Annotated in this window: 16 protein-coding genes and 1 pseudogene; 5 read left to right on the top strand and 12 right to left on the bottom strand. The window is 66.0% G+C overall.

Annotated features, from left to right (window positions below; all coding sequences use genetic code 11):
* Positions 1-188: 188 nt before the first annotated feature.
* On the bottom strand, positions 189-2,288 hold the full coding sequence (locus ASC58_RS10375) for a DUF262 and DUF1524 domain-containing protein (RefSeq protein WP_056919192.1): 2,100 nt from the start codon (positions 2,286-2,288) through the stop codon (positions 189-191).
* 345 nt (positions 2,289-2,633) lie between these two features.
* On the opposite strand from ASC58_RS10375, the gene ASC58_RS10370 reads away from it, so the two are divergent.
* Positions 2,634-2,858 (top strand): 4-oxalocrotonate tautomerase family protein, encoded by a 225-nt coding sequence (locus ASC58_RS10370; protein ID WP_056919191.1) that lies wholly within the window; start codon positions 2,634-2,636, stop codon positions 2,856-2,858.
* 69 nt (positions 2,859-2,927) lie between these two features.
* Positions 2,928-4,544 (top strand): LuxR C-terminal-related transcriptional regulator, encoded by a 1,617-nt coding sequence (locus ASC58_RS10365; RefSeq protein ID WP_056919190.1) that lies wholly within the window; start codon positions 2,928-2,930, stop codon positions 4,542-4,544.
* A gap of 500 nt (positions 4,545-5,044) precedes the next feature.
* On the opposite strand, the gene ASC58_RS10360 is transcribed toward ASC58_RS10365, so the two are convergent.
* The 3 genes from ASC58_RS10360 to ASC58_RS10350 form a co-directional block, all read right to left on the bottom strand.
* On the bottom strand, positions 5,045-5,614 hold the full coding sequence (locus ASC58_RS10360; protein WP_157598427.1) for a hypothetical protein: 570 nt from the start codon (positions 5,612-5,614) through the stop codon (positions 5,045-5,047).
* Positions 5,615-5,713: 99 nt separating this feature from the next.
* The gene (locus ASC58_RS10355; RefSeq protein ID WP_056919188.1) at positions 5,714-6,721 is read right to left on the bottom strand and encodes a hypothetical protein; all 1,008 of its coding nucleotides are present in this window, start codon (positions 6,719-6,721) and stop codon (positions 5,714-5,716) included.
* The gene (locus ASC58_RS10350; protein WP_056919187.1) at positions 6,714-7,229 is read right to left on the bottom strand and encodes a SigE family RNA polymerase sigma factor; all 516 of its coding nucleotides are present in this window, start codon (positions 7,227-7,229) and stop codon (positions 6,714-6,716) included. The genes ASC58_RS10355 and ASC58_RS10350 overlap by 8 nt, the downstream gene beginning before the upstream one ends.
* Before the next feature lie 1,023 nt (positions 7,230-8,252).
* Here ASC58_RS10350 and ASC58_RS10345 point away from each other — a divergent pair.
* Positions 8,253-8,690 (top strand): DUF1810 domain-containing protein, encoded by a 438-nt coding sequence (locus ASC58_RS10345; protein ID WP_056919186.1) that lies wholly within the window; start codon positions 8,253-8,255, stop codon positions 8,688-8,690.
* A 213-nt stretch (positions 8,691-8,903) separates the two neighbouring features.
* Here the strand turns inward: ASC58_RS10345 and ASC58_RS10340 are convergent, their stop codons facing one another.
* Positions 8,904-9,284 carry a metalloregulator ArsR/SmtB family transcription factor gene (locus ASC58_RS10340; protein WP_056919289.1) on the bottom strand — a complete coding sequence of 127 codons (381 nt, stop codon included), beginning with the start codon at positions 9,282-9,284 and terminating at the stop codon, positions 8,904-8,906.
* A 247-nt stretch (positions 9,285-9,531) separates the two neighbouring features.
* Here ASC58_RS10340 and ASC58_RS10335 point away from each other — a divergent pair, with 247 nt between their 5' ends.
* Together ASC58_RS10335 and ASC58_RS10330 are read left to right on the top strand one after the other, a co-directional pair.
* Entirely contained in the window at positions 9,532-10,074 is a 543-nt protein-coding gene (locus tag ASC58_RS10335; RefSeq protein WP_056919185.1) for a cation diffusion facilitator family transporter, read from the top strand.
* Between the two features lie 849 nt (positions 10,075-10,923).
* The gene (locus ASC58_RS10330) at positions 10,924-13,566 is read left to right on the top strand and encodes a FlgD immunoglobulin-like domain containing protein (RefSeq protein WP_162246837.1); all 2,643 of its coding nucleotides are present in this window, start codon (positions 10,924-10,926) and stop codon (positions 13,564-13,566) included.
* Positions 13,567-14,648: 1,082 nt separating this feature from the next.
* Here ASC58_RS10330 and ASC58_RS10325 read toward each other — a convergent pair.
* The 7 genes and pseudogenes from ASC58_RS10325 to ASC58_RS10295 all read right to left on the bottom strand — a co-directional run bounded on the left by ASC58_RS10325 (position 14,649) and on the right by ASC58_RS10295 (position 22,353).
* Positions 14,649-15,716 carry a sodium:calcium antiporter gene (locus ASC58_RS10325; protein ID WP_082553146.1) on the bottom strand — a complete coding sequence of 356 codons (1,068 nt, stop codon included), beginning with the start codon at positions 15,714-15,716 and terminating at the stop codon, positions 14,649-14,651.
* A gap of 2 nt (positions 15,717-15,718) precedes the next feature.
* On the bottom strand, positions 15,719-16,225 hold the full coding sequence (locus ASC58_RS10320; RefSeq protein ID WP_056919183.1) for a hypothetical protein: 507 nt from the start codon (positions 16,223-16,225) through the stop codon (positions 15,719-15,721).
* 283 nt (positions 16,226-16,508) lie between these two features.
* Positions 16,509-16,919, bottom strand: coding sequence for a molybdopterin dinucleotide binding domain-containing protein (locus ASC58_RS21605; RefSeq protein WP_235529176.1), 411 nt, complete (start codon positions 16,917-16,919; stop codon positions 16,509-16,511).
* A 623-nt stretch (positions 16,920-17,542) separates the two neighbouring features.
* A pseudogene (locus ASC58_RS21600) lies at positions 17,543-18,067 on the bottom strand (molybdopterin-dependent oxidoreductase); the annotation flags it as partial.
* 142 nt (positions 18,068-18,209) lie between these two features.
* The coding region (locus tag ASC58_RS21595; protein ID WP_157598449.1) for a molybdopterin-dependent oxidoreductase at positions 18,210-19,372 on the bottom strand (1,163 nt) is incomplete at its 3' end.
* A 141-nt stretch (positions 19,373-19,513) separates the two neighbouring features.
* Entirely contained in the window at positions 19,514-21,229 is a 1,716-nt protein-coding gene (locus tag ASC58_RS10300) for a ubiquinol-cytochrome c reductase cytochrome b subunit (protein WP_157598426.1), read from the bottom strand.
* Entirely contained in the window at positions 21,229-22,353 is a 1,125-nt protein-coding gene (locus ASC58_RS10295; RefSeq protein WP_056914669.1) for an enolase C-terminal domain-like protein, read from the bottom strand. The genes ASC58_RS10300 and ASC58_RS10295 overlap by 1 nt, the downstream gene beginning before the upstream one ends.
* Between the last annotated feature and the right edge of the window lie 9 nt (positions 22,354-22,362).

Raw genomic sequence — 22,362 nt, 5'->3', positions numbered from 1 at the left:
CGTCCGCGAGGCGCCATCATCGCCACCGGAACTCAGCAGGGCGTGTCTACGCCCCGCGGCAGGGGCGAGCGTCGGGATTTGGTCGCACGCCCTGCAGCAGCGCTCGTTGCTGACCTTCACCTTGACGACAGGATCGGTGGCTTCGCTGCCCGCCCGCGTTGCCAGAGGCGACAGAACCCGCGTCTCGCTCAGTCGCCGCCCAGCTGGTACTCCAGCGCCTGCCGCACCAGGCCCATGACATATGCGAAGTCCGACGCCTCGTCCAGTCCGACCTCGGTTGGCCCATTGCCCCAATGGCCCTTGTCGCTGACGTCCCAGGCCAGCCCGCGCTCATCGCGCAACGCCTCCAGGGGAATGTTGAGGCTGAGTCGCATGCGCGCCTTCTGCGGGACAACGTCCACGAAGTTGGTCTCCGCTTTGAAGGCGACGTAGAGCTTCAAGAACTGTCGCGTGATCCCAGGGTCGAGAGCCAGCGTCTCGGCGCTGAACTTGTTGAACAGCTCTCGGCGGGCGGCTGTTAGCAGGTGGGGGTGATCCTCGATCGAGAAGTCGGAAGCGGTTCGTTGCACCTGGAACTCGGCAACCATAAGCTCAGGCAGCGAAGGTCGCGGCCAGATCTCGAGCGCATCGTCGGCCAGACGCTTTGCGCGCTTCTCGATCTCGGTGGGCGTCCATGCTTCGAGCTGTCCGAGACCCTTGTTGAGCCGGAGCGGACTGTCCTTAAAGCCGCCCTCCATGTCGCGCTTCTTGGCGAAAGAGTGGTCCGAGTACTCCGAGTTGTAGCCCGTGAGTGTCAGGTTGCCAAGTGTATGCAAGTAGCGCTGCTGCACGTCGGCCCAGTCCTCGCCGAGAGCCTTCCGCCACTCCGTCGACAGGTCCTCGTTCTGCGGAAGGATGTGCTCGATCGTGTAGTCCTCGATCGTCACGTGCTCCTTACGGTTGTGGTTCTCGAGCAGACGAAGGAAGTACGAGCGTCGACGGAAGTTATAGAGGTCGGTCGTCACGAGGGAGTGCTGGAACTCCTTGTCCGTCGGGAAGGCCCGGTAACTCTTAAGTGACAGGAAGTGCGCCTTGACGCTCTCGACGTAGCGGTCCTTGCGGACGGCCGCGCTGAACCCGGCAAACGTCTTGTTGAGTGAGTTGGTAGGGACGCGGCATACCGCCCGACGGAAGATGTAGGACGTCACCATCTGCACGATCTGGTGAAGCCCGTCCCGATCGAGCGTACCTAGCTCGCAGTCGGTGTAAACCTCGAGCAGGAACGGGTAGACCACGTCCGCCTTGATCTGGTCCAAGTCCTTGAAGGCTGCCCGCAGCTTGGGGTCGTCCTCCTTGCCAAGGGCCATCGCGCAGTAGCGGTGGGCGTACTGCCGCAGCTCCATGACGAGCGAGGTGATCGTCTCGCCCGCCTCGTTCCAAGCGACAGCGTGGTCTTTGAAGGCCTCGTAGATATCGTCCAATCGAGGGATTTCCCCTGACTTCAACGTCAGGTAGTGACGGACGAATTGGTCGAACTGGCTCTCCTCAGCGCCAGCAAACTCCAGCTCCATCGGGCGCCAATAGGCCGTGTACACCTTCTCCTGCTCCTTCGGTGGCAGGTCCATCAGGACGTAGTTCCGGATAAGATCGGCCTGGGACAACTTCTTGCCAGTGGAGTTCATCGCCTCGAAGACGAGCTGGGGGTTGTCCACACTTCGCTCGAGCTTGACGTCGACGACCACGAGCTTGTCGAGCCCTTTGCAAACCGTCGCCAAGTTGACCGTCGGGTCAGCGAGCTTCTGCTGGAAGTAGGTGAAGTTGTCGATGACTCGGGTGACCATGCCGCCCGAGGGTGCGACCCCCTGGAGAAGAGAAATAAGAGCGGATCTGTCGCTCTGGGACAGAATCAACTTGTACTGGCGCTCACCCTCTTCATCGTCATTGAGGAGATAGCGGTTGCGGATCTTCCTCGGCGAGAAGCCGTCCCACGGCTCCTGCTCGTCCGCGGGCAGCTCCTCCAGCCGGGCGGCGAGAGCGGTGAGAATCAGGGTCACGGTCGTGACTCGCTGCTGGCCGTCGATGATCAGGTCGGGCTCGGCGGAAGTGTTCGTGGCCTGATCACGAGCCACGTAGACGATCGAGCCCGTGAAGTGGGCCCCCAACTTGGGGCTGGAGCCCGCCCGCAGGATGTCGGCCCACAGTTGCGCGCACTCTGGCTCCTGCCAGGAGTACAGACGCTGGTAGATCGGCACGATAAACTGGCTGCTCGCCTTGAGCAGGGTGAGCAGGTGTGAGTCGACGGCCTTCATCAATGTCCTTCCCGAGGGTCGATTGGCAACCTATCTGGTCTTGATGACCGGCCCGGGTTCCGATCGCACTCACATGGCCAGATCCGGTAAAGGGCGTGCGCCGACTCGCGGCGGTTTGACGCATGTTCGCGCCTCTGCCGCGGTTCGTGACTTTCTGCACCGGACTCCCCTCGAGCGGGTTTGTGCAGCGGCCAACGCACCCGTGAGAGCCCGGTCATTGATGGCCCGTTCGGGCCATGAAAGTTTCGACGGAAGATGGCCGGTGCGGGCGATGTCTGTCGGCGTGTGCTGCTGGAGGGTGTTCTCAGGCGTCCAGCGTGGGCGCCAAAACAGGGAGGAACAGTCATGCCGCTCATTCAGGTCAAGGTGATCGAGAACGTCTTCACTGACGAGCAGAAACAGCAAATCGTGCGTGGGCTGACCGACGCGATGGTCGCGATCGAGGGGGAGAACATGCGCCCCGTCACATGGTGTCTGGTTGAGGAGGTTCGCAGCGGTGACTGGGGCATCGCAGGCAGCCCCCTGACCACCTCTGACGTCAAGGCCTTGGCTTCCGGGGTAGGCGTTTGAACCACCGTTGTCGCGGAAGCCCATCCCGACTTCTTTCCAGTGGGTCCGGCAAACGGGATGATAGGCCTGATGGCTTCCCTCAATGCTGCTCAGAAGGCGCTGGCCGCCGGCTCATGGTGTCGGGCGGACAGCGCCTTCCGGGCCGTGATCGCGGAGACCAGCGACCCGGCGGCGTATGAGGGACTGGCGCAGGCCGCCTGGTGGCTCGACGACGCGGATACGTGCCTGACGGCACGCGAGACTGCGTATCGGGGCTACCGCTCACGCAAGGACCCCATTGGCGCAGCACGTATGGCGGCAGGGTTGGCGTGGGACTGTGTGCTGTTCGGGCGCGGTGAATCCGTGGCGATGGGATGGCTCGGTCGCGCTCAAGAGACGCTGGCTGCGGTCGAGGAATGTCCCGAGCATGGCTGGTGTTCAGTCCGGGAAGCAGAGCTTGCGCTGTCCATACACAAGGACCCGGTCCAGGCGTTGGCGTGTGCGACTCGTGCGGCGGAGGTGGGGCGCCGGACCGGTGATGGAGACCTCTCGGTTGTCAGCTTGGCCGTCCAGGGTCTTTCGCTGGTCCGTTCCGGAGAGGTCGAGGCGGGGATGGCGCGGCTGGACTCGGCAGTGGCTGCAGCGACTGGAGGAGACGTCGTCGACCTGATGTGGATGGGCAAGGTGCTGTGCTGGCTCATCGCCGCCTGCCACGAGACACAGGACGTCACGCGCGCCGAGGAGTGGTGCCGTCGGGCCGAGGCGATCTGCGTCGACCGCGACCTGGTTCCACTGCTCAACGTGTGCCGGATCCAGTACGCCTCCGTCCAAGTATCGGCCGGGACCTGGACCGCGGCCGAGAAGGAACTCACCGAGACTCTCGGCCGTCTCGGCGGCACACGACGGACCTCCCGCCTGGAAGCAGTCGTCCAACTAGGCGAACTACGTCGACGCCAAGGGCGCTTGGTGGAGGCCGAGGCCCTGTTCAAGCAGGCCGAGTTCGACCCTGTCGCCGGACTTGGCCGCATCCTCATCAAGTTCGCCGTCGGGGACAAGAGGAGTGCATGGACGGCTGTGCAGCGGCTCCTCCGCGCGCTACCGACGGAGAGCCGTCTCGCCCGTGCCGACGTGCTTCTTCCCGCCGTCCGTATCGCGCACGCCATTGGTGAAGACGACGAGGCTGCCCAGGCGGCCGCTGAACTTCGTGCCACCGCCGCGGCGGTGAGGACCGATGCCCTGTTCGCGAAGTCAGCCGTGGCTGACTCGGTTCTCGCCCCACCCAACGAATCTTCCTCGCTGCTACATGAGGCGGTATGGCGCTACCGCAGGGCGGGCCTACGCCACGACGAGGCCGAGGCCAGACTGCTGTTGGCCACGTCTTTGATGGTTCAGGGCGACTCGGAGGGCGCTCGAGACCAAGTAACCTCCGCAACCGAGTTGATGAACCACCTGGCTGACAAGGCAGGACTGGCGCGCGCCGGTGATCTCCAGAAGTGTCTCGACGAGGGCTCTGCCGCTTTGCTGACGCCCCGCGAGAAAGAGGTGCTGCAGCTCATCTCCCGCGGCATGAGCAACGACGAGATTGCCACCGCGCTAACCCTCAGCCGACACACCGTGCATCGCCACGTCGCCAACATCCTCGCCAAACTCGACCAGCCAACTCGCGCGTCCGCGGTAACCCAAGCGTTGACCACCGGCCTCATCTGACCGGGTGATGGAGGCGGCCCCAGGCCCAGCCCGAAAACTTCAGAACCTTCGCTGCTCTGTCCCGCGAAGCACATGGCTCGACCGCTCCCCAACGGACTTGGTCAGCCGTGGCACGACATGAGCTCCTACCGATCCGAGCTCTCACCCCAGGTGAAGCGAAGGAGCTACCGACCCCGTAGCCCAGAATGGGGGAGCTGACGCGGCGGTGTGACGCACGCCTTCGGCGGGGAGACGTCGACGTTGGGGAAGTCCGGCGGTCGCCCAGTCGAACGCGTCATTCCTGGGAGTGGCCCTGGGTGACATGGGGGCGCGCACCGGAGTGTTCCAGGCCTTGCACGCACCGGTGCAGGGGACAGCCCGAAGGCAGCATTGAACGCCAGGGGCGCTCGTTGCCGATTGGCGGCAAACCTTTTGGGCCGCCCGTAGGGCACTCGTGGACTCGGCCCGACACGACACAGGGCCGCCAGCCGCAACGGTGACATCGGCCCGTCAGGGGTCGTCTACGGCATCAGCGCTGTACAGAACGTCCCGGTGCCTTCCAGGATGGGGTGCGGGCCCTTGAGGGTGAGGGTTCCGTCGGGGTTGTACACGATTTGGCCGGACTCCCGGATGACCAAACCTCCCGGCCCCTTGATGTGCACGACGGAGCCGACCTCACGAAGCTGCCCGTCGGGCAGGTCCTGGATCGCTTGGAAGTGGTCGACGTCGGTCACCGTCCGGCCGTTCGCAGTCAGAGTGGTGGTCGCCCGGACGTGGTTGATGAGCTGGGTCGGGACTCCGTTGCTGTCGAGCTTCACGATGCCAGAGAAGTCCACGTGCAGGACGGTGTCGACGGTGAACCCGTACGCGCCACACACGTCGGGGTCGGCGAAGGTCTCCGTGACCGAGAACGCGAAGTGGTCCGGCGCGGCCGCTTGCGAGGCGCTCTGAACCCCCAGGACGCTGGCCGCGGCCAGAGCGGTCACACCGAGCGCACGGCAGGCGCGCAGGCCATGAGAGAGCGTCGAAGTTGATGAGACCGGGGTGGCCGGGCGGGGACGACGGTTGAGGTTGTGCTGTGACGGCATCATGTTCGTTCCTTTCGAGATTGGGTTTCATTGGTGTTCAACAGGTCAGGTGCGCGGGTGGTCTCTCGGATTCGCAGGGGACCGCAGCGATAGCCGTGGCCGTCAGCCGCCCAGGACGTCAAACGTCTTCTGGGTGAAGGTGATGACGTCGTCCTCGTTCCAGTTGACGACCAGCTGATAGGAGTCCTGGCATACGTGTGCCAGGACGACGTTGGTTCCGGTGGAGGTGACTGCGTGCAGGACTCCCTCATTTCCTGTCCTCGGCCCAGCGCAGGTCTGCGCCCGCTTCCAGACCGACCCGGCGCGCGCCAGGGCGTCGTTGAGGACGGCCAGGTCCGAGTCGCTCAGCGCCCGACGCCGGACCGGGAGGACCTGAGGAAGGGTGTCCGGCCACGACACCGGGTGTATGCAGCTGGTCGCGGCGACGATGCGTGTTCCTCGAGGCAGCGCCGGCGCCTGCCCAGAGTCACGAACCAGGTGCTGGCCCAGGATGGATTCACACTTCGGGAACTGGTCGGTGATGTGGGCAGACTGTTGGGTGGACTGCTGGTCTCCGAGCGCGACCGCGTACCTGTCCAAGGCGGGCCAGCCGTTGCAAGCCAATGCGGTGTTATCCAAGATGCGGGGTTGTCCGTTGGTGGCCAGGAACAGCAACCGTGAGGTGTGACCGGCCGGCAGCTTCGGGCAGGAGCGACCAACGGTGGGTGGGTCGAAGCGCAGGTAGTCCAAGTCGACCGGCATCGACACCGGCTCGCCCTGTGGCAACCCCAGAGGTGACGCGCTGTCCGGGCACACCAACACCTCGCTGACCACAGCACTGGTGGGCCGGGCGTCACTCAGCGGCTCAGTCGGCAGACGGCGACCGTCCAGCGCGCACGTCAGGTGCGTGACCCGGTCCGCAGGAATGACGGCACGGTCGCGGAAATCCCAGGACGCCACCGCTCCGCCCATGACAACCAGCACGGCAACGACTGCGGCCGCTGCGACCTGGCGCCGGCGACGGATCCGGCCCGCCTCGCGCCGAGCACCCTCCACCAGCCCCGCGATGAGCGGTTCAGCCGGGGCCACCTGCGCGAACGCTTCGCGCAGCCGCATCTCCACGTCAGACATGGCTGGACTCCTCATCGGCGAGCAGCGGGCTGCGGCGCAGCACCGCCAGTGCGCGCGCCGTCTGGCTCTTGACCGTGCCGACCGAACAGTTGAGGGACTCAGCGGTCTGAGCTTCCGTGAGGTCCTCGAAGAACCGCAGGACGACAACGCTGCGCTGGCCCCGCGGAAGCTTCGCCAGTGCAGCCAACACGTCACGGCGCAGCTCTGTGTCCTCGACCCGGGCCTGCGTCAACTCCGGAGGCGCCGCGTACGGCTGCTCGACGTTCCACCGACGGTGCCACCACCCGGAGTACGTGGTCACCATGACCCGGCGCACGTACGCCATGTGTGACCCGGTGCCATCCCGGTCAATGCTGTCCCAGTGCAGCCACGCCTTCGCCAGCGCAGTCTGAACCAGGTCCTCCGCCTTCTGGTGGTCCCCGGTGAGGAACCACGCCGTGCGCAGCAACGCCGCACCACGGACCTGGACGAACTCCTCGAAGGTCGGCGCCGAACCAACTTCTGGCATGGCACCTCCTTCGCCAAAGTCGTCCTCGCGTGCCCTTAGAGCGGCGAGCTCACCAAAAAGGTTGTCACCGCCCCCAGCACGCGACCACCAGCGGACGGACGACGGGGAGTCTGTGGGGTGTACCTGTTGGTTCAATGGCCCGTCGCTGCGCTGGCAAGGGCACGCATGGAACCGAGCATGACCATGTCGACGCACTCTTCGGCATGCGCGGGTGGCGCGGGTGCGGCGGCGCGTTCGCGCGCGTCATTACGTCAGCCTCTTGTTTGGACTGGGCTTCGACACCGACACCGACACCGACACCGAGGTCGGGCTGTTCGTGTTCGCGGCGGGGCCGCCGCGTTGAATCTGCCCTGGTACGCGATCCTCACCTAGCCGCTCGTGTTCGCGGCCGAGATGAGCCTGCTGGACCATCGACGGGTGCTTCATGAATTTCGGCTACGGCTGGGCTCTCTCCAAACCCGTCCGCAAGGTGTTGCACAACATCACCACACCGGACTCTCCGTCGCGTCGCACTGATCATCGGCGCGATCGAGCTGCTCCATCCTCAGCGACAAGCTGGGCCTCGCCTACGGGCCCCTCGTGGCGTTCACAGACTTGTCCTGAACTATGTGGGATACGCGATCTCGCCCTGTTCGTCTTGACCTGGATCATCGCGATCTCGGTATGGGTGTTCGGCCGCATCGAGGATGAGTGGTCAGCCGACCTCCAAGGCAAGGCCACCTCGCCAGCGGTTGACTCACTGAGCTCAGACCGCTCAAACGCTTCCCCTCCACCGGCCACGCGAGACCACGCACCCGGTTCCCCGTCGTGAGCGCTACCGGGCGCCGGCAACGTCGTGCGAAAGTCACGCCAGCGTGCGCCCAGACCCACTCCCAGCGCGGCATCACCCCACCCGGTGCACGGCATCCGGCATTGCAGCGCAGGCGGCGAAAGGACGCGCCTCGATACGCACTCTCATGCCGGTGATGGGGGCGGGACGCAGAGCAGTCCGCGCGCAGGGGCCGGATCGGGCAACCTGTCGGCATGGCCTTCGATTTGACGCGGTTCCTGACAGCCCACGACGAGGGCAGCGCCTATGCGGCGGCGCTGGCTGAACTGCGTTCGGGGCGCAAGCGCGGTCATTGGATGTGGTTCGTCTTTCCCCAGGTAGCCGGGCTCGGACACAGCCCGATGTCGCGGTTCTACGCAATCCCTGGGCTCGACGAGGCGCGGGATTACCTCGACCACCGGGTCCTCGGTCCGCGGCTGCTCGAGTGCGCTAACGCGCTGCGAGACCTGCCCGGCGACGACCCCTCGCTGGTCTTAGGCGGCATCGACGCCCAAAAGCTGCGTTCGTCGATGACCCTCTTCGAGCATGCAGCGGACAGGGACGAGGAAAATGCGGTGTTCCGCGCTGTCCTCGAGCAGTACTTCGGTGGCGACGAAGACCCGGAGACGGTCAGCCGACTTGAAGTTGGGTGACCGACGACGGGGGGCTTCGACGTGGCGTACCTGAGCGGAGCACACCGGGATGGCCCCCACCCAAGGAGTGACCCGGGTCGTAGTCACCCGCTGAAGACTGTCCCCCGAGTGGGGGCGGCATTCAGGCGTCCTCGTCCAGCGGACTGCGGAGGCTTCCAACCCACGGCCATGGCGGCGAAAAGACCCGCCCGGATCTGCTCGCTCGTGCCGAGGTCAGGTGCGAGCGCCGACCGTCGCTGGGCGTCGATGATCGTGGGGTTGACCATCGGCGATCTCGTTGGCGGTGTGATCAGCATGGAACAAGGCTTCATCCAACAGCCGACGCACGTGGGCGTCCGCGGCGGCGTAGTAGGCAAACGTGCCTTCACGGCGGACGGTGACCAGGCCAGCGAGCCGCAGCTTGGCAAGATGTTGGCTGACGCTGGACGCGCTTGCATCGACCAGCTCGGCCAGGCAGTTGACCGAGGTCTCGCCCTGGAGCAGTGCCCACAGGATCTTGATCCGATTCGAATCAGCAAGCAGCCGGAAGGCGTCAGCGGCGAGCTGAACCTCCTCGTCGTTAGGCATCTCGAATTCCCGGAGCGAGTCATGCATGGGAGCCATGCTAGTCAATTTGCTTATGTGCGTGAACACGCAGACACTAATAGATGTGACCGCAACTCCCTCGCCCAACCATGCAGCCGATGGGGCCCGTGGGCGCAACGACGGTCACCACGACCAGGACCACGACCACGAGTCGGGCCGAGGCACTAAGCACGGCAACACCCACGGGCACGGGCACACACATGGGCTGGTAGACCCATCGATCGTCAGGTCCCGGGCCGGGGTCAAGGCCGTCGCAGTGAGTTTGGCCGTCCTGCTGATCACCTCGTGCGCTCAGTTCCTGATGTTCCGGGCAAGCAGCAGCGTCGCGCTCCTTACCGATGTCATCCACAACGGCGGCGATGCCCTCACGGCGATTCCCCTCGGGGCCGCCTTCGTCCTGCGTAGCCGCCGAGCCGAACGGTGGTCGGGCTACTTCGTCGTCGGGGTGATTCTCGTCAGCGCCATCCTGGCCCTCGAACAGGTCGTCGAGCGATTCCTGAGCCCAAGCACTCCAAACCACCTATGGGCCCTTCTACTGGCAGGGGTCACCGGCGTGATCGGCAACGAGGTCGCTGCACTCATCCGGTGGCGTGCCGGTCGCCGACTCGACAGTGCGGCACTGATCGCGGACGGGCACCACGCCAGGGCGGACGGGTATGTCAGTGCCGGCATCATCGTCAGTACCGGGTTCATAGCTCTGGGATTCCCCATCGCCGACCCCATCATCGGACTTCTCATCACCGCCCTCATCCTGCGCGCCACCTTGCAGTCATGGAACACGGTCCACCGGGCGCGGTAGCCCCTGACCCACGACCCGGAACCGGAACTTGCGCTAATGACACCGCCGCGGCCGGCATGGTCGCCAAGCGGCGGATAGATGTGGGGTGACTGACGCCCGGGTCTACGTGACGGACTGGCAACCCGTCACCACACGTGATCCGCGCCGTGCCCCGAACGATAATGCCACACTTGGACCGTGGGGTGACGATGCCGTTGCAGGCGCCTCGCATACTGGCTGGGGAGCGGTCAGAGTCCCAAGGCGCGCCCGTGCACGCGATCGTGGCCGACGTCTAAGCCCATACTGGAATCGCGTCGCGAATAGCTTCTACTCCACTGAGAGTTCGAGGTCCACGCGAGGGGCCCAATTATGTGATTGCCATGATCTCTGCAACGGCTCGGTGCAGGATCTGCCTTGGCGTACGGCCACTCACGTGGGACCACGTTCCGCCAAGAGGCACGGTGAGGACCAGGCCGATGGAGTTGCGCTCTCTCGTCCGCGGGCCCTCCCTGGCGGCGTGATTGATGCCGCAATTTGAGACTATGTCGCGGTTTCTCGAAGGTGCGGGTGCGTGCGACCAGCGTGCTGATATAACTCGCCGAGTTGAACGCGATCTGGTCCCGAGGCGGGGCGAGCGTTCTGATCGGAGTCATTGTGAATCGGGCACGGCGGGGGACGGTCTTCTTTACGGCGGCGGCGGTAGCCGCCGCCCTCGGGCTAGTCGCGACTCCCGCAGTGGCGGACCCACCGGACACGGTCGCGGTTCCGCTTGCCTCGGCCACTTCAACGAGCATGAGTCCTTTGCTCGTCTCTGCTGGGACGACGATCGTTGCCGGGCCGCAGCTGTATCGGAGCGTCGACGGGGCACCCTTGACTTCATTCGACCCCGATGGCGGGGCCTGGGAGTCATCCGGCACGAAGCTGTACTCGTTGGACTCGGCGACCAACCAACTCACCCGTCTCGATCCGGTCACAGGGGTGAAGTCGACTGAGCCCCTGCGTGACGGCTCGCTCGACTTCGTCAGTGACGACGGTTACCTCTTGGGGCAGTACGACAGCGCTAAGGACGCTTTCTACTCGGAATACGTCCAGAACGGTGTCGTCTACAGGCGCGACTACGCGCTTGACAACCCCCCGTGTGCACTAGACGCCACGGCCATCATCTTCTGCCAGGACAAGACTCTCGCCGACGGCAGCAGGACCCTCACCATCACCTCGGTTCCGCCGAAGGGCGGAGCTGCCACGGTGCTGGGTACTGTGCCGATGGTTGGCTCTAGGCCAGATATCAATGTCACTCCCTCGTCCGTCGTGCTTCTTGCGTGGGACTACGCCACCACGGCAACTGTGTACCGGTTCTCTCGATCAGGTGGCGCGGTCAGCAAGGTCACCGTGCCAACCCCGGATTACCCCGTGTGGGCGGCGAACGACACCGCGACCCTCGTCAACAGTCCCTTGCCGCATCTCATTACGGGCACCACAGTTTCGTCCGTGTCGGTGCCATCGGGTGTGGCTCTTGGTTACATCGCCGCTGGCCCTTCCGGGTTCAAGGTGTGGGGGTCCGGTGTTGGTGTAAGCGGGCTGTACGCGGTGAGCACAACGGGAGCCGTCGGGCCGCGTGTGGCGAGCCCGGGAGTGAGCGTCGGTCCCACCTTCTTGCATCTGAATGCGGGTCGCCTATGGGGGGCTGACCAGCGGCAGGATGCAGTGCGTCTGGGCGCTGCGCCCGAGACCGTGTGGAGTCGTGCGCTCACGTCGCCGGTCGGCAGCGAGTCGGTCTTCCCCGCCAAGGCCGCATTCTGGTACGGCTTCGACTTCGCCACCGCGGGACGCACGTACCTCGAGACAGGCTTGGGCAGCCCAGCACCGGACGTGTACGACGTGACGTTCTTCGATGGACAGACCAAGACGTACACCGCTCACGGTTCGGGAATCATTGCGGCCAGCGGTCCGTACGTCGGGCTCTTGAACTACGGGGCGGGTCCTTCGACGTACACCATCAGGCGCGCAGATGGAGCGCTCCTGGCAACTCTTCCCGATGGATCATCGAGTGTGGCGCTGTTTGGCTCGCGGCTGCTCTACTCCTATTCGGGCAAGCTCTACATTCGTGATCTGTCAGCTGCGACGAGTGCCACCAACCCGAAGTCACTGGGAATGTGGTCTGACACTGCCGGCGCTGTGAGCATGTGGGGTGACCGGCTGGCGTACTTCGACGGGGCCAGTGCGATCAAGGTCCGGGATGCACGCACCGGCACCGTCACCGGCTCCCTGACCGCGCAGCCCGACACTCTCAAGGTTGACGACGGCATCGTCGTCTTCAGCGAAGGCAGCACGCTCAAGGCGTGGAACGGAGTCAGTGGCAGCGCCCCGGTTGTGATCACGACCGATTCCGACCCCTTCGCGTGGGATGTCGAAGGCGCAAAGGTCGCCTGGGTCGGGAACAGCGATCAGCAGGCGCGGGTCGGCTCGCTTCCAGCGACCCTGAACGCTGGAAAGTCGAAGCCTCGGCTGCTGGGACTGATGGGTTTGCCGAGCGTGTTCGCCCCGAACGTGTCCGGTCAGTCGACGACCTGGTCGCCGCAGATCGACCTCACCAAGAACCTGTCCTCGTGGTCGCTGGTCATCAAGAATTCCGCTGGCACTGCTGTACGCACCCTGACGGGCGGCACCACCACGAACGCTTCGATCCGGTCTGCCATCTGGGACGGCAAGAGCGGTGCAGGAGTTTTGCAGCCCAACGGCTCCTACACCTGGACGCTCACGGGTGTGGCCAGCGACGGTTCTGGTTCTCCGGTGGGCGTGGACGGCACTTCGGTCATCGCCGGGTCGATCAGGATGGCCACACAGGCTCCAAGCGCGGCCATGACCAACGCCGCACTTGCCTCAAGCGTGTCGGCGACGACGACCGCTCCCGTTACGTGGAAGGCGGTGAGCCCCGCTCCGGGTACGACCACGTCGTTCGAGGTGCAGGCCCGAGTGGTGACCGTGTCATCAACCGGGACGCGGACCTACGGCGCCTGGACTGCGTTCAGCTCGGGCACGGCCGCCAGCAAGACCTACGTCGCCACGGCGGGTTCGGTGCGTCAGTTCCGGGTCCGCGCCAAGGACAACTTCGGCCGCATCGGATCATGGTCCGCTGTCAGTTCGATGCTCTGGCCCACCGATGACCGTTCACTGACTAAGTCCGGCGCTTGGGCGGACGTAACGTCTAGCTCGTCGTGGGCCGGTACTGTCCGGCGCTCCGCGACCTCGGGCGCGGCACTGTCATCCAGCGCGGTCTGGACCTCCGGCATCAGCGTCATCGGTATGAAGGCGGCGAACTCGGGTCGCTTGAAGGTCTACGTTGATGGTTCGCTGAAGGCCACCGTGGACCTGTACTCCGCGAGCACGGTGTACCGGCAGACCCTCTGGAGTGCGCCCGTCACGTACGGCAAGCACACCGTCAAGGTGGTCCTCTCGCCCGTCTCGACCGCCCGCGCTTATGCCTACGTCGATGCCATCGGCTTCTCACGCTGAGACCTTCCCCCGAAGGTGTCAAATCCATACTCGGTTGATCCGGTGCTGCCGAGCAGTGACTATGGCCGTCGCGGCAGGAGCAACGTCAAGGCCTGTGCAGCGGATGTTGGGGCAGGTCTCGGCCGCCAGATGCTTGACGTCTACGCCGGGGCTATTCGGTGACGACCTGGACTCCGTTGCGCTCTGCTCGATGCGCATGTGCCACAAATGCCTATACCGGCGAGATTACGGCGGATCCGAGAGGGCGAAAGGACGCGCGTAGGACGCTGACCTCGGCCAACGATGTGAGGGGCAGGTCGGGCTTGAACCGCCAACCGACAGCTCATGAGTTGGCCGGTCGCGACCCTTGCGAGGTTGTGACGCCGCCGGTTTGTTGCCGGAACGCGGTGGTTCAAGCGATCGCTTCCGGCTGCAGTGAGCGACGCAGGCCCCGTTGGATTGAAAGGCGCGCATATGGTGGGCGGGAAGACGCGGGCTCGACGGGATTCCGAGTGCGGTCGATGCGGGTGCAGAATCGAGGTAGTGCCCCGGGAGATCAGTAGTCAACGCAAGTGGTCTGCGGCGGTGGGGGGCTGCCCGAGGGCACGAATTGGGTGAGTGACTAAGTGAGTGACAATCGGTGCGGATTTGGGCGGACGTCGGGGGACGGTGGGGGAGTGGTTCGTGCTGAGACGGACCCTGGCGGACGGCCACGGACGGTGTGAAAGTCGTTGACACGGAAGAGGTCACTGGTTCAAACCCAGTATCGCCCACCAGTACGAGACAGCCCCTGACCTGCGGAAACGCCGGTCAGGAGCTTCTTCGTTGGGGCTCGTCGGAGAGGCCTGCTTGACTAGCTGCTTGACTAAGGGGCCGCGTTTCGGGCTTGTTGCCGGTCCCTGTAGGTCCGCTGACGTGCGCGGACGTCCGAAGGAGGGCCAGTCACTTCCCATGCGGGGAAGAGGTCAGTTGGCTGCGTGAAGGGCGCGTCGGTCCTTGGACGTCCCATGGTCAGAGACTCGATCGTGTTGAACGCTCGCGACCGACGGTGAGGTGGCAGGCCCAGTGCCGCCAGGAGCGCCGAGACGAGCCGTGTGTCGGTCCTATTGCGGGAGGACGACGAGGCCGATGACACCGACGACGTACAGGCCCAGGACGGCGATGCTGTCGATGCCCAGACGGGCGTGCTGCTTCGCTGGACGGAAGATCAGGCCGGCCATGTAGACGACTGTCAGGAGCGCTGCCAGGCCGGTGAGGTAGATGTCGGCGGCGTGGGCGTTGGGCAGGACGGCCTTGCCGGACACCACGACCGCCAGCAGGAACAGCACCGGCAGGAACGCGTTGCCGCCGAAGATGTCGCCGAAGGCGAGCTTGTAGTCGCCTTGCCGGGTCGCGTTCAGGCCGGTGCTGAGCTCTGGCAGCGACGTCGCAGCGGCGAGCACGGTGGCACCGAAGAGCACCCCGGACAAGCCGACCTGGTCGGCAGCCGCCGTGCCGCTCTCCTCGGCGAGTGCGCCGGCGACCAAGGTGGCTAACGCTGCGGCGCCGAAGATGAGGACGACGCGTTTGGTGCTGACGCCCTTGCGGGTTGCCTCGGCTGAGCGGGTCTTCTGCGAGTGTCCGCGAGGCTTCGGCTGGCTGTCGGGTGCTTCACCGCTGTTGGACCAGGGGAGCTTGCCCCCTGCCCCCTGGGTCAGCATGAGGCCCAGCACCCAGACCAGGGCGATGAGGACGACGTCGGGCGACAGCCGGGCGACGACGAGGTTCTTGGGCAGCTGGGTGCCCATCACCACGACGACGAGCACTGCAAGGACGATCGCGCCCTCGATCACGAGGGTGAGGCTCGCGGCTTGGTAGGTCAGCGGACGTCGTTCGCGGACACCAAAGGCGTCCAACGCCACCAGGACCACCGTCTGGATCGCGATGCCCCCGAGGATGTTGCTCACGGCCACGTCCAGCTTGCCGCTGGCCGCTGCGCTGTAGGTGATGGCGATCTCAGGGAGGTTGGTCGCCACGGCAAGGAGGATGAGACCACCGAGCGCCTGACCGAGGTGGAGCCGGTCGGCCAAGATGTCCGTGTAGTTGGAAAGCGGGATGCCCGCGACCCAGATCACGGCTGCACTCGCGACGAAGAGCAGCAGCTCCGCCCACAAGGGCAGGTGCGGTAACACGTTCAGGTCCTCCGGATGGGGGTGGATGCCTGCGGGGTCGCCAGGGGAGCCACGATCAGGGCCTGGGGTGCGGCGGACTTCATCCGGGTCACCAGCCACGCCAGCTGGCGGGAGACGTCCTTGCGTGCGGCCTTCTCGATGGACAGCAGCTCTTCGTCACGCAGTCCCTGCGCCCCTTGTCCGATAACCGTCCAGGTGCTGTCGACCAGGGTCGCGAGCATGTGGAGGTCCTGCAGGTCGCGCAGCAGGCCGACGGCTCCACTGCGAACCTCGCCGACACCCGAAGCATGCAGGCGTTGTGGTTCTTCGACGTCCGAGGCCTCGCCGTACCTGGCCGCAACGGGTTGCAGCTTCGCCACGTGCTGCCGGCTCATCTTGGCCAGGGCCTGGCAGGTGAACAGCACGTCTGGATGGTTCGCGTGTCCTTGGCCGATAGTGTCGAAGGAGTCGGCCAAGGTGGCTTCGCTGGCGTGGATGAGCGCGACATACGTCGCGAGGTGGGTGCTCATGACCGGCCCCCTTCCGACGTTCTGGCGTCGCCTTCCGGCAGGACAGGGACGCGTCCGGACCTGGGTGCCTGCGCAGGGTCGTTCGGATAAAGGGGTATGGGGTCGAGGACGACGCTGGAGGTGGGTGTTCCTCCGCGGGTCGGTGGCACGTCGGCTTGAGCGGGGGCGGAGGCCGCCGTGGTGGGAGCGGGGGAGGGGCCGTCGCCGTCGCGCACCTTGACCACTCGGCAGGCGGCCGTCTTGAAGTACGGCTGCTTGGACACGGGGTCCCACACGGTCATGGTCAGCTCGTTGGCCTGCCGTGAAGGGCTGTCGACCTCGGCGTCGGGACCACTCGGCAGGCGGCCGTCTTGAAGTACGGCTGCTTGGACACGGGGTCCCACACGGTCATGGTCAGCTCGTTGGCCTGCCGTGAAGGGCTGTCGAGCTCGGCGTCGGTGAGGTCCCAGGTGCCGTAGTGGAACGGCGCGAAGACCGCGCCCTTCATGACGCGGCCCACGCGGGCCTGAACCTCGATGGCGCCGCGGGGTGACTCGACGCGGACGACGTCGCCCTCGGCGACACCGAGCCCTGCCGCATCCTCGGCGCTGAGCTCGACCCAGGCGTCGGGCGCGGCCTCGTTGAGCCTGCGCGCCCTAGCGGTCTTGGTCCGTGTGTGGAACTGGTAGACGGTCCGACCTGTGGTGAACAGCAACGGGTATTCGTCGCTCGGGACCTCGTGGGCGGGGGTCCACTCGCACCCCTTGAGGAAGCCTCGGCGCTGAGCTCGACCCAGGCATCGGGTGCGGCCTCGTTGAGCCTGCGCGCCCTACCGGTCTTGGTCCGCGTGTGGAACTGGTAGACGGTCCGACCTGTGGTGAACAGCAACGGGTATTCGTCGCTCGGGACCTCGTGGGCGGGGGTCCACTCGCACCCCTTGAGGAAGGCCCGGCCGGCAGGAGCGAGGGCACGGTGCTCGGTCTCGGTGACGGCACCTCCGGTGAGCAGGTCGTGTCCGTAGGTCTCGCACTCGTCCGTGTGGGTGGGGAAGACGGCGTCGGTGTAGAGCCGGTCGGTGCCGTCGGGTGCGGTCTGGGCGTTGACCGGCCAGGGGATGCCGCTGGGGCCGCGGAGCTGGTCATAGCTCAGTCCCGTGTAGTCGACCGGGCGTCCGGCCGTCGCTTCCTTCCACGCCTCGAATGCCTCTTCAGGGGTACGCCATGACGGCAACGGCCGGCCCGAGCGGTCGGTGAAGCCCATCAGCTCCGCGTACAGCGTGAAGATCTCGAGGTCGCTCTTGGCCTCACCTGGGGGCTCGACAGCCTTCTCGGACAGGTGCACGGTGCGATTGACGTTGGTGAAGGTCCCGGTCTTCTCGCCCCAGCCCGCGGCCGGGAGCACCACGTCGGCCAGCTGCGCGGTCTCGGTCAGGAAGAGGTCCTGCACCACGACGAAGCACTGGTCGCCGCCGAGGATCTTGCGCATCCGGGCTGACTGGGGCATGGACACCGCAGGGTTGGTCGCCGACACCCACAGCATGCCGATGGTGCCCTCCTCGGCGTGGCGGAAGATCTCCATGGCGTTGGTCGGGGGAGCCCAATGGGGTATGACCGACGCATCGACGTCCCACAGGTCGGCGAGCTCCTGGACGTGGGCGGCGTTGTCCCAGTTGCGGAAGCCGGGCAGGTCGCCGTCGGCTCCGCACTCACGGTTGTTCTGGGCCGTCGGCTGGCCATTCATCTGCAGCACACCGGAGCCGACCTTGCCGATCTGCGCTCGCAGGAGGTGCAGGTTGTTGACCGCGACCGACGCCGCTGTCGCCTGGTGGGACTGGTAGAAGCCCTGCAGGACCGTGGACAGCACGTGGTCGCTCTCACCGAAGATCCGCGCCGCACGTCGGATGTCCTCAGGATCAAGACCGCAGATCTCACCGGCCCACTCGGGCGTGCAGTGCTCGACCGTCTCGTGCAGGTCCTCGACCCCGACGGTGTGCGCCTGCACCCANGCCCCGCACTCGCGGTTGTTCTGGGCCGTGGGCTGGCCATTCATCTGCAGCACACCGGACCCCACCTTGCCGATCAGCCCGCGTAGAAGGTGCAGGTTGTTGACCGCGACCGACGCCGCTGTCGCCTGGTGAGACTGGTAGAAGCCCTGAAGGACCGTGGACAGCACGCGGTCGCTCTCACCGAAGATYCGCGCCGCRCGTCGGATGTCCTCAGGATCAAGACCGCAGATCTCACCGGCCCACTCGGGCGTGCAGTGCTCGACCGTCTCGTGCAGGTCCTCGACCCCGACGGTGTGCGCCTGCACCCACTCGTGGTCGACCCAGTCGTTGACGAACAGCTCACGGGTCAACGCGTTCATCAGCGCCAGGTTGGTGCCCACCTTGGCCGCGAGGTGGACGCCCCCCGTGCGGATCGCCTCATCGGCGACGCGTGTGCGGCGCGGGTCGACGCAGACGATGGTCGGCGGGTTCGGACCACGCGTCCGGTCCAGGATCCGGGTCCAAAGGACGGTCTGCGTCTCGGCCATGTTGTGGCCGAACAGGAAGATCGCGTCACAGTGCTCGATGTCGGTGTACGAGCCCGGTTGCCCGTCGGCGCCGAAGCTCTCCTTGAACGATGCCGCAGCCGTGGCCGTGCACAACCGCGTGTTGCCGTCCATGTGAGGTGTTCCCAAGCAGGCCTTGCCGATGACGGCCAAGGCGTAGTACTCCTCGATGAACAGCTGCCCGGAGGTGTAGAAACCGAGTGACAGCGGCCCCTTCTCCTCGAGAAGGCGCTTGCTCACCTCGACGACTGTGCCCATGGCTGTCTGCCAGTCGGTCTCCACCAGGACCCCGTCCCGCCGCACCAGTGGTCGGGTCAGGCGATCCGGGGACGATGCCCACGGCGTGCTGCCGTACAAGCCCTTGGGTCCCAGCCGTCCGTGGTTGACGACGTCACCGCCACGTCCCCGCACCCCTACCATCCGGCCGTCCTTGACTGCGATGTCACATCCACATCCGTTGCTGCACAGCAGGCACGCCGACTGGACCCACCGGTCGACCGAGTCCGGGGTGATTCCTTCCTCGAGGTGGGTGTCGACGCGGGCGGGCCACGCCGTGCCGCGCGCGTGCGGGGTCAGGGGGCCCCAGATGTCCGCAATGCGATCGATCGAGTCGGTCATCGTCCGCTCCTTGTTGTCGTCGTCAGCCCGCCCCGGTGTCCAGCGAGGGAGTGCTCCCTCCGAGAGGCCTGACTGCAGCCTGCCCAAGTATGTGCGCGCCCGCAACAGATGCGATGCCGCACACTATTTCTCCGACGGGAGTCAGCTGCGCCCGAGGCGGTTCGGGCCGCCTACTCGTTCGTGCCGCAGGGCGTCATGGTCCTCCCGAAGGAGGTCCTCGGCCCGGCGCTGGTCCGGTGGGGACGGAGTGGGGACCTGGTCCGAGAAGTAGAGGCCTGCCGCTGCGCGACTCAGCCGCCCACGCAGCCCCGTGACGTGCAGGCGAGCTGCCTGCGTGCCAAGGACGTTGCGGTCAGGAGCGTCTTCCGCCGAGTCGGACGTCGGCAGGCGCTCATCTTGTCCATCTCCAGCAGCGACGTCGGGTTGCCCGTGCGCCACCAGGCGCCACTGCTCGTACGTCGACAGTGGGCGGTGTGCTTCGAAGAACCCGCCACCGGCCGTGCGCACCAGCGTGCCCGTCTCACGACCCTTCAGGACCGTTGCGCGGTCGCGTGACTGCAGTGACAGGCAGATCCGGCGTGTCGTCCACCCCACGACCAAGGGCGCCAGGACGACCAGGATCCGCAGCGACCAGGTGATCGCCTCGATGGACAGGTGCAGCTTGAGCGCGATGATGTCGTTCCCGCCGGCCAGAAACAGGCCGACGTAGAAGGTCAGTGCACCGGCACCGATCGCCGTACGGGTAGGTGCGCTCCGCGGTCTGTCGAGGAGGTGGTGCTCTTGCGGGCCGGCGCGGGTCGCCCATCGCTCTATGAAGGGGTACGCGGCGGTGACGGCGTACATCACCGGGATCAGCAGGACCCCAGGGAGGAGGACGTTGAGGCTGAGCGTATGGCCGAACGCGTGGATCTCCCATGGCAGCATGAGCCGCAGGGCTCCTTCGGCAAAACCCATGTACCAGTCCGGTTGCGACCCGGCGGAGGCCGCCGTGGGGTCGTAGGGACCGAACATCCAGATCGGGTTGATGGTGACCAGGGCTGCGATGAGGGCGGTGACCCCGAAGACGATGAAGAAGAACCCACCGGCTTTGGCGAGGTAGGTCGGCATGAGTCGGAAGCCGACGACGTTGCGGTTGGTGCGGCCGGGGCCGGCGAACTGGGTGTGCTTCTGGACGACGACGATCAGGACGTGCACCAGTGCCAGCCCCACGAGCAGGGTGGGGATCAGGAGGATGTGGGCCACATACAGGCGCGGGATGATGTCGTCGCCGGGGAACTGTCCGCCGAAGACCGCGAACGCGAGCCACGAGCCGATGACCGGGATGGACAGCATGAGGCCGTTGGCGATGCGCAGACCCGTGCCCGACAGGAGGTCGTCGGGAAGGGAGTACCCGGCGAAGCCTTCGACGATGGCCAGCAGGGACAGGCTCACGCCGATCACCCAGTTAAGCTCGCGGGGCTTTCGGAACGCACCGGTGAAGAAGACCCTCATCATGTGCACGGCGATGGCAACGGTGAACAGCAGTGCAGCCCAGTGGTGGACCTGCCGGATCAGGAGCCCACCGCGCACGTCGAAGGACATGTCGACGGTCGACCGGTAGGCCTCGCTGACCGTGAGCCCGCGAAGAGGCGCATAGGACCCCCCGTAGACGACGGTGCCGCTGCTCGGCACGAACCACACAGTGAGGAACGTCCCGGTGACGAGCAGCACCAGCAGCGAGTACAGCGCCAGCTCGCCCAGCATGAACGACCAGTGGTCGGGGAAGACCTTGCGCAGGAGGTGGCCGATGGGCTTGGCTGCACCGGTGCGGTCGTCCAGCCAGCCGGCGACCCCACCCAAGGTCCTTCGTGAGTCCATCACGCCACCCTGTACGGGATGACGTCGGACTCCCGCAGGGTCAGACCATGGCCGGGTGAGTCCGGGCGGGGTGTCAGGTGACCGTGCGCGGGATCGAGGGTGCCTTCGAAGAACATCGTCTCGATCCGGACGTGGTCGTGGAACCACTCGAGGTGCCGAAGGTTCGGGGTGGCTGCAGCGACGTGGGCGTGCAGGTGGGGAGCGCAGTGCCCGGAGACCTCCAGTCCGAAGGACGCCGCAACAGCCGCCGCACGCAACCACTCGGTGATGCCGCCGCACCGGGAGGCGTCAACCTGGAGGCAGTCCACCGCCCCGGACTGGCACAGGCGACGGAAGTAGTAGAGGTCCGTCCCGTACTCGCCGGCGGTGACATCGGCATCGATGGCGTCGCGTACCTGGCGCAGTCCCTGGTGGTCGTCGGAGGACACCGGCTCCTCGAACCACCGCACCTCCAGATCGTCTGCGGCCCGAATCAACCGGATGGCCTGCTTCGCCGAGTACCCGCCGTTCGCGTCCACGAACAGCTCGACCTCCGGCCCGATCACTGTGCGCGTATGGCGCATCCGCTCGAGGTCGCGCCCGGTGTGGGTGCCCCAGGACTCGCCGATCTTGATCTTCACCCGCGGGATGCCCTGCCCGCACCAGCCAGTGAGCTGGTGGTCCAGCTGTGCGGCGTCGTACGTGGTGAAGCCGCCGCTCCCGTACACCGGCACGTCATGGCGGACCAAGCCGAGGAGGCGGTGCAAGGGTAGGTCGAGCAAGCGGGCCTTGAGGTCCCAGAGGGCGACGTCGACGGCGCTGATCGCGTAGGACACCAAGCCGGGACGCCCGGCGTTGCGCACCGCGCGGATCATCGACTGGGACAGGCCCGTCACGTCCAGGGGGTCGGCACCGGACACCACGGGGGAGAGGAGCTCGGTGACGAGCGCGGCCGCCGCGGCGGGGGCGTAGGTCCAGCCCGTTCCCACGACGTCGGCCGCCCTGACCTGCGCCAGGACCACCGTCGTGGAGTCCCAGGTGGTGGTGCCATCCGCCTCGGGTGCGTCGGTCGGCACCGTGTAGACGCTCACGTCCACGTCGTCGATGACCGGGTGGGACTGGCCCCGGAGCCGCTTGGCGGTCATGCGCGCTGG

Source organism: Phycicoccus sp. Root101, from assembly GCF_001426245.1.
Classification (GTDB): domain Bacteria; phylum Actinomycetota; class Actinomycetes; order Actinomycetales; family Dermatophilaceae; genus Pedococcus.
Note: the sequence above shows the minus strand (reverse complement) of the source record. Positions and strands in the feature narration are given on the sequence as shown.

Excerpts from the sequence above, each read along its gene's own strand:
- ASC58_RS10375 (WP_056919192.1), bottom strand. The coding sequence starts at position 2,288 with ATGAAGGCCGTCGACTCACACCTGCTCACCCTGCTCAAGGCGAGCAGC.
- ASC58_RS10370 (WP_056919191.1), top strand. The coding sequence starts at position 2,634 with ATGCCGCTCATTCAGGTCAAGGTGATCGAGAACGTCTTCACTGACGAG.
- ASC58_RS10365 (WP_056919190.1), top strand. The coding sequence starts at position 2,928 with ATGGCTTCCCTCAATGCTGCTCAGAAGGCGCTGGCCGCCGGCTCATGG.
- ASC58_RS10360 (WP_157598427.1), bottom strand. The coding sequence starts at position 5,614 with ATGATGCCGTCACAGCACAACCTCAACCGTCGTCCCCGCCCGGCCACC.
- ASC58_RS10355 (WP_056919188.1), bottom strand. The coding sequence starts at position 6,721 with ATGTCTGACGTGGAGATGCGGCTGCGCGAAGCGTTCGCGCAGGTGGCC.
- ASC58_RS10350 (WP_056919187.1), bottom strand. The coding sequence starts at position 7,229 with ATGCCAGAAGTTGGTTCGGCGCCGACCTTCGAGGAGTTCGTCCAGGTC.
- ASC58_RS10345 (WP_056919186.1), top strand. The coding sequence starts at position 8,253 with ATGGCCTTCGATTTGACGCGGTTCCTGACAGCCCACGACGAGGGCAGC.
- ASC58_RS10340 (WP_056919289.1), bottom strand. The coding sequence starts at position 9,284 with ATGCATGACTCGCTCCGGGAATTCGAGATGCCTAACGACGAGGAGGTT.
- ASC58_RS10320 (WP_056919183.1), bottom strand. The coding sequence starts at position 16,225 with ATGAGCACCCACCTCGCGACGTATGTCGCGCTCATCCACGCCAGCGAA.
- ASC58_RS10300 (WP_157598426.1), bottom strand. The coding sequence starts at position 21,229 with ATGGACTCACGAAGGACCTTGGGTGGGGTCGCCGGCTGGCTGGACGAC.
- ASC58_RS10295 (WP_056914669.1), bottom strand. The coding sequence starts at position 22,353 with ATGACCGCCAAGCGGCTCCGGGGCCAGTCCCACCCGGTCATCGACGAC.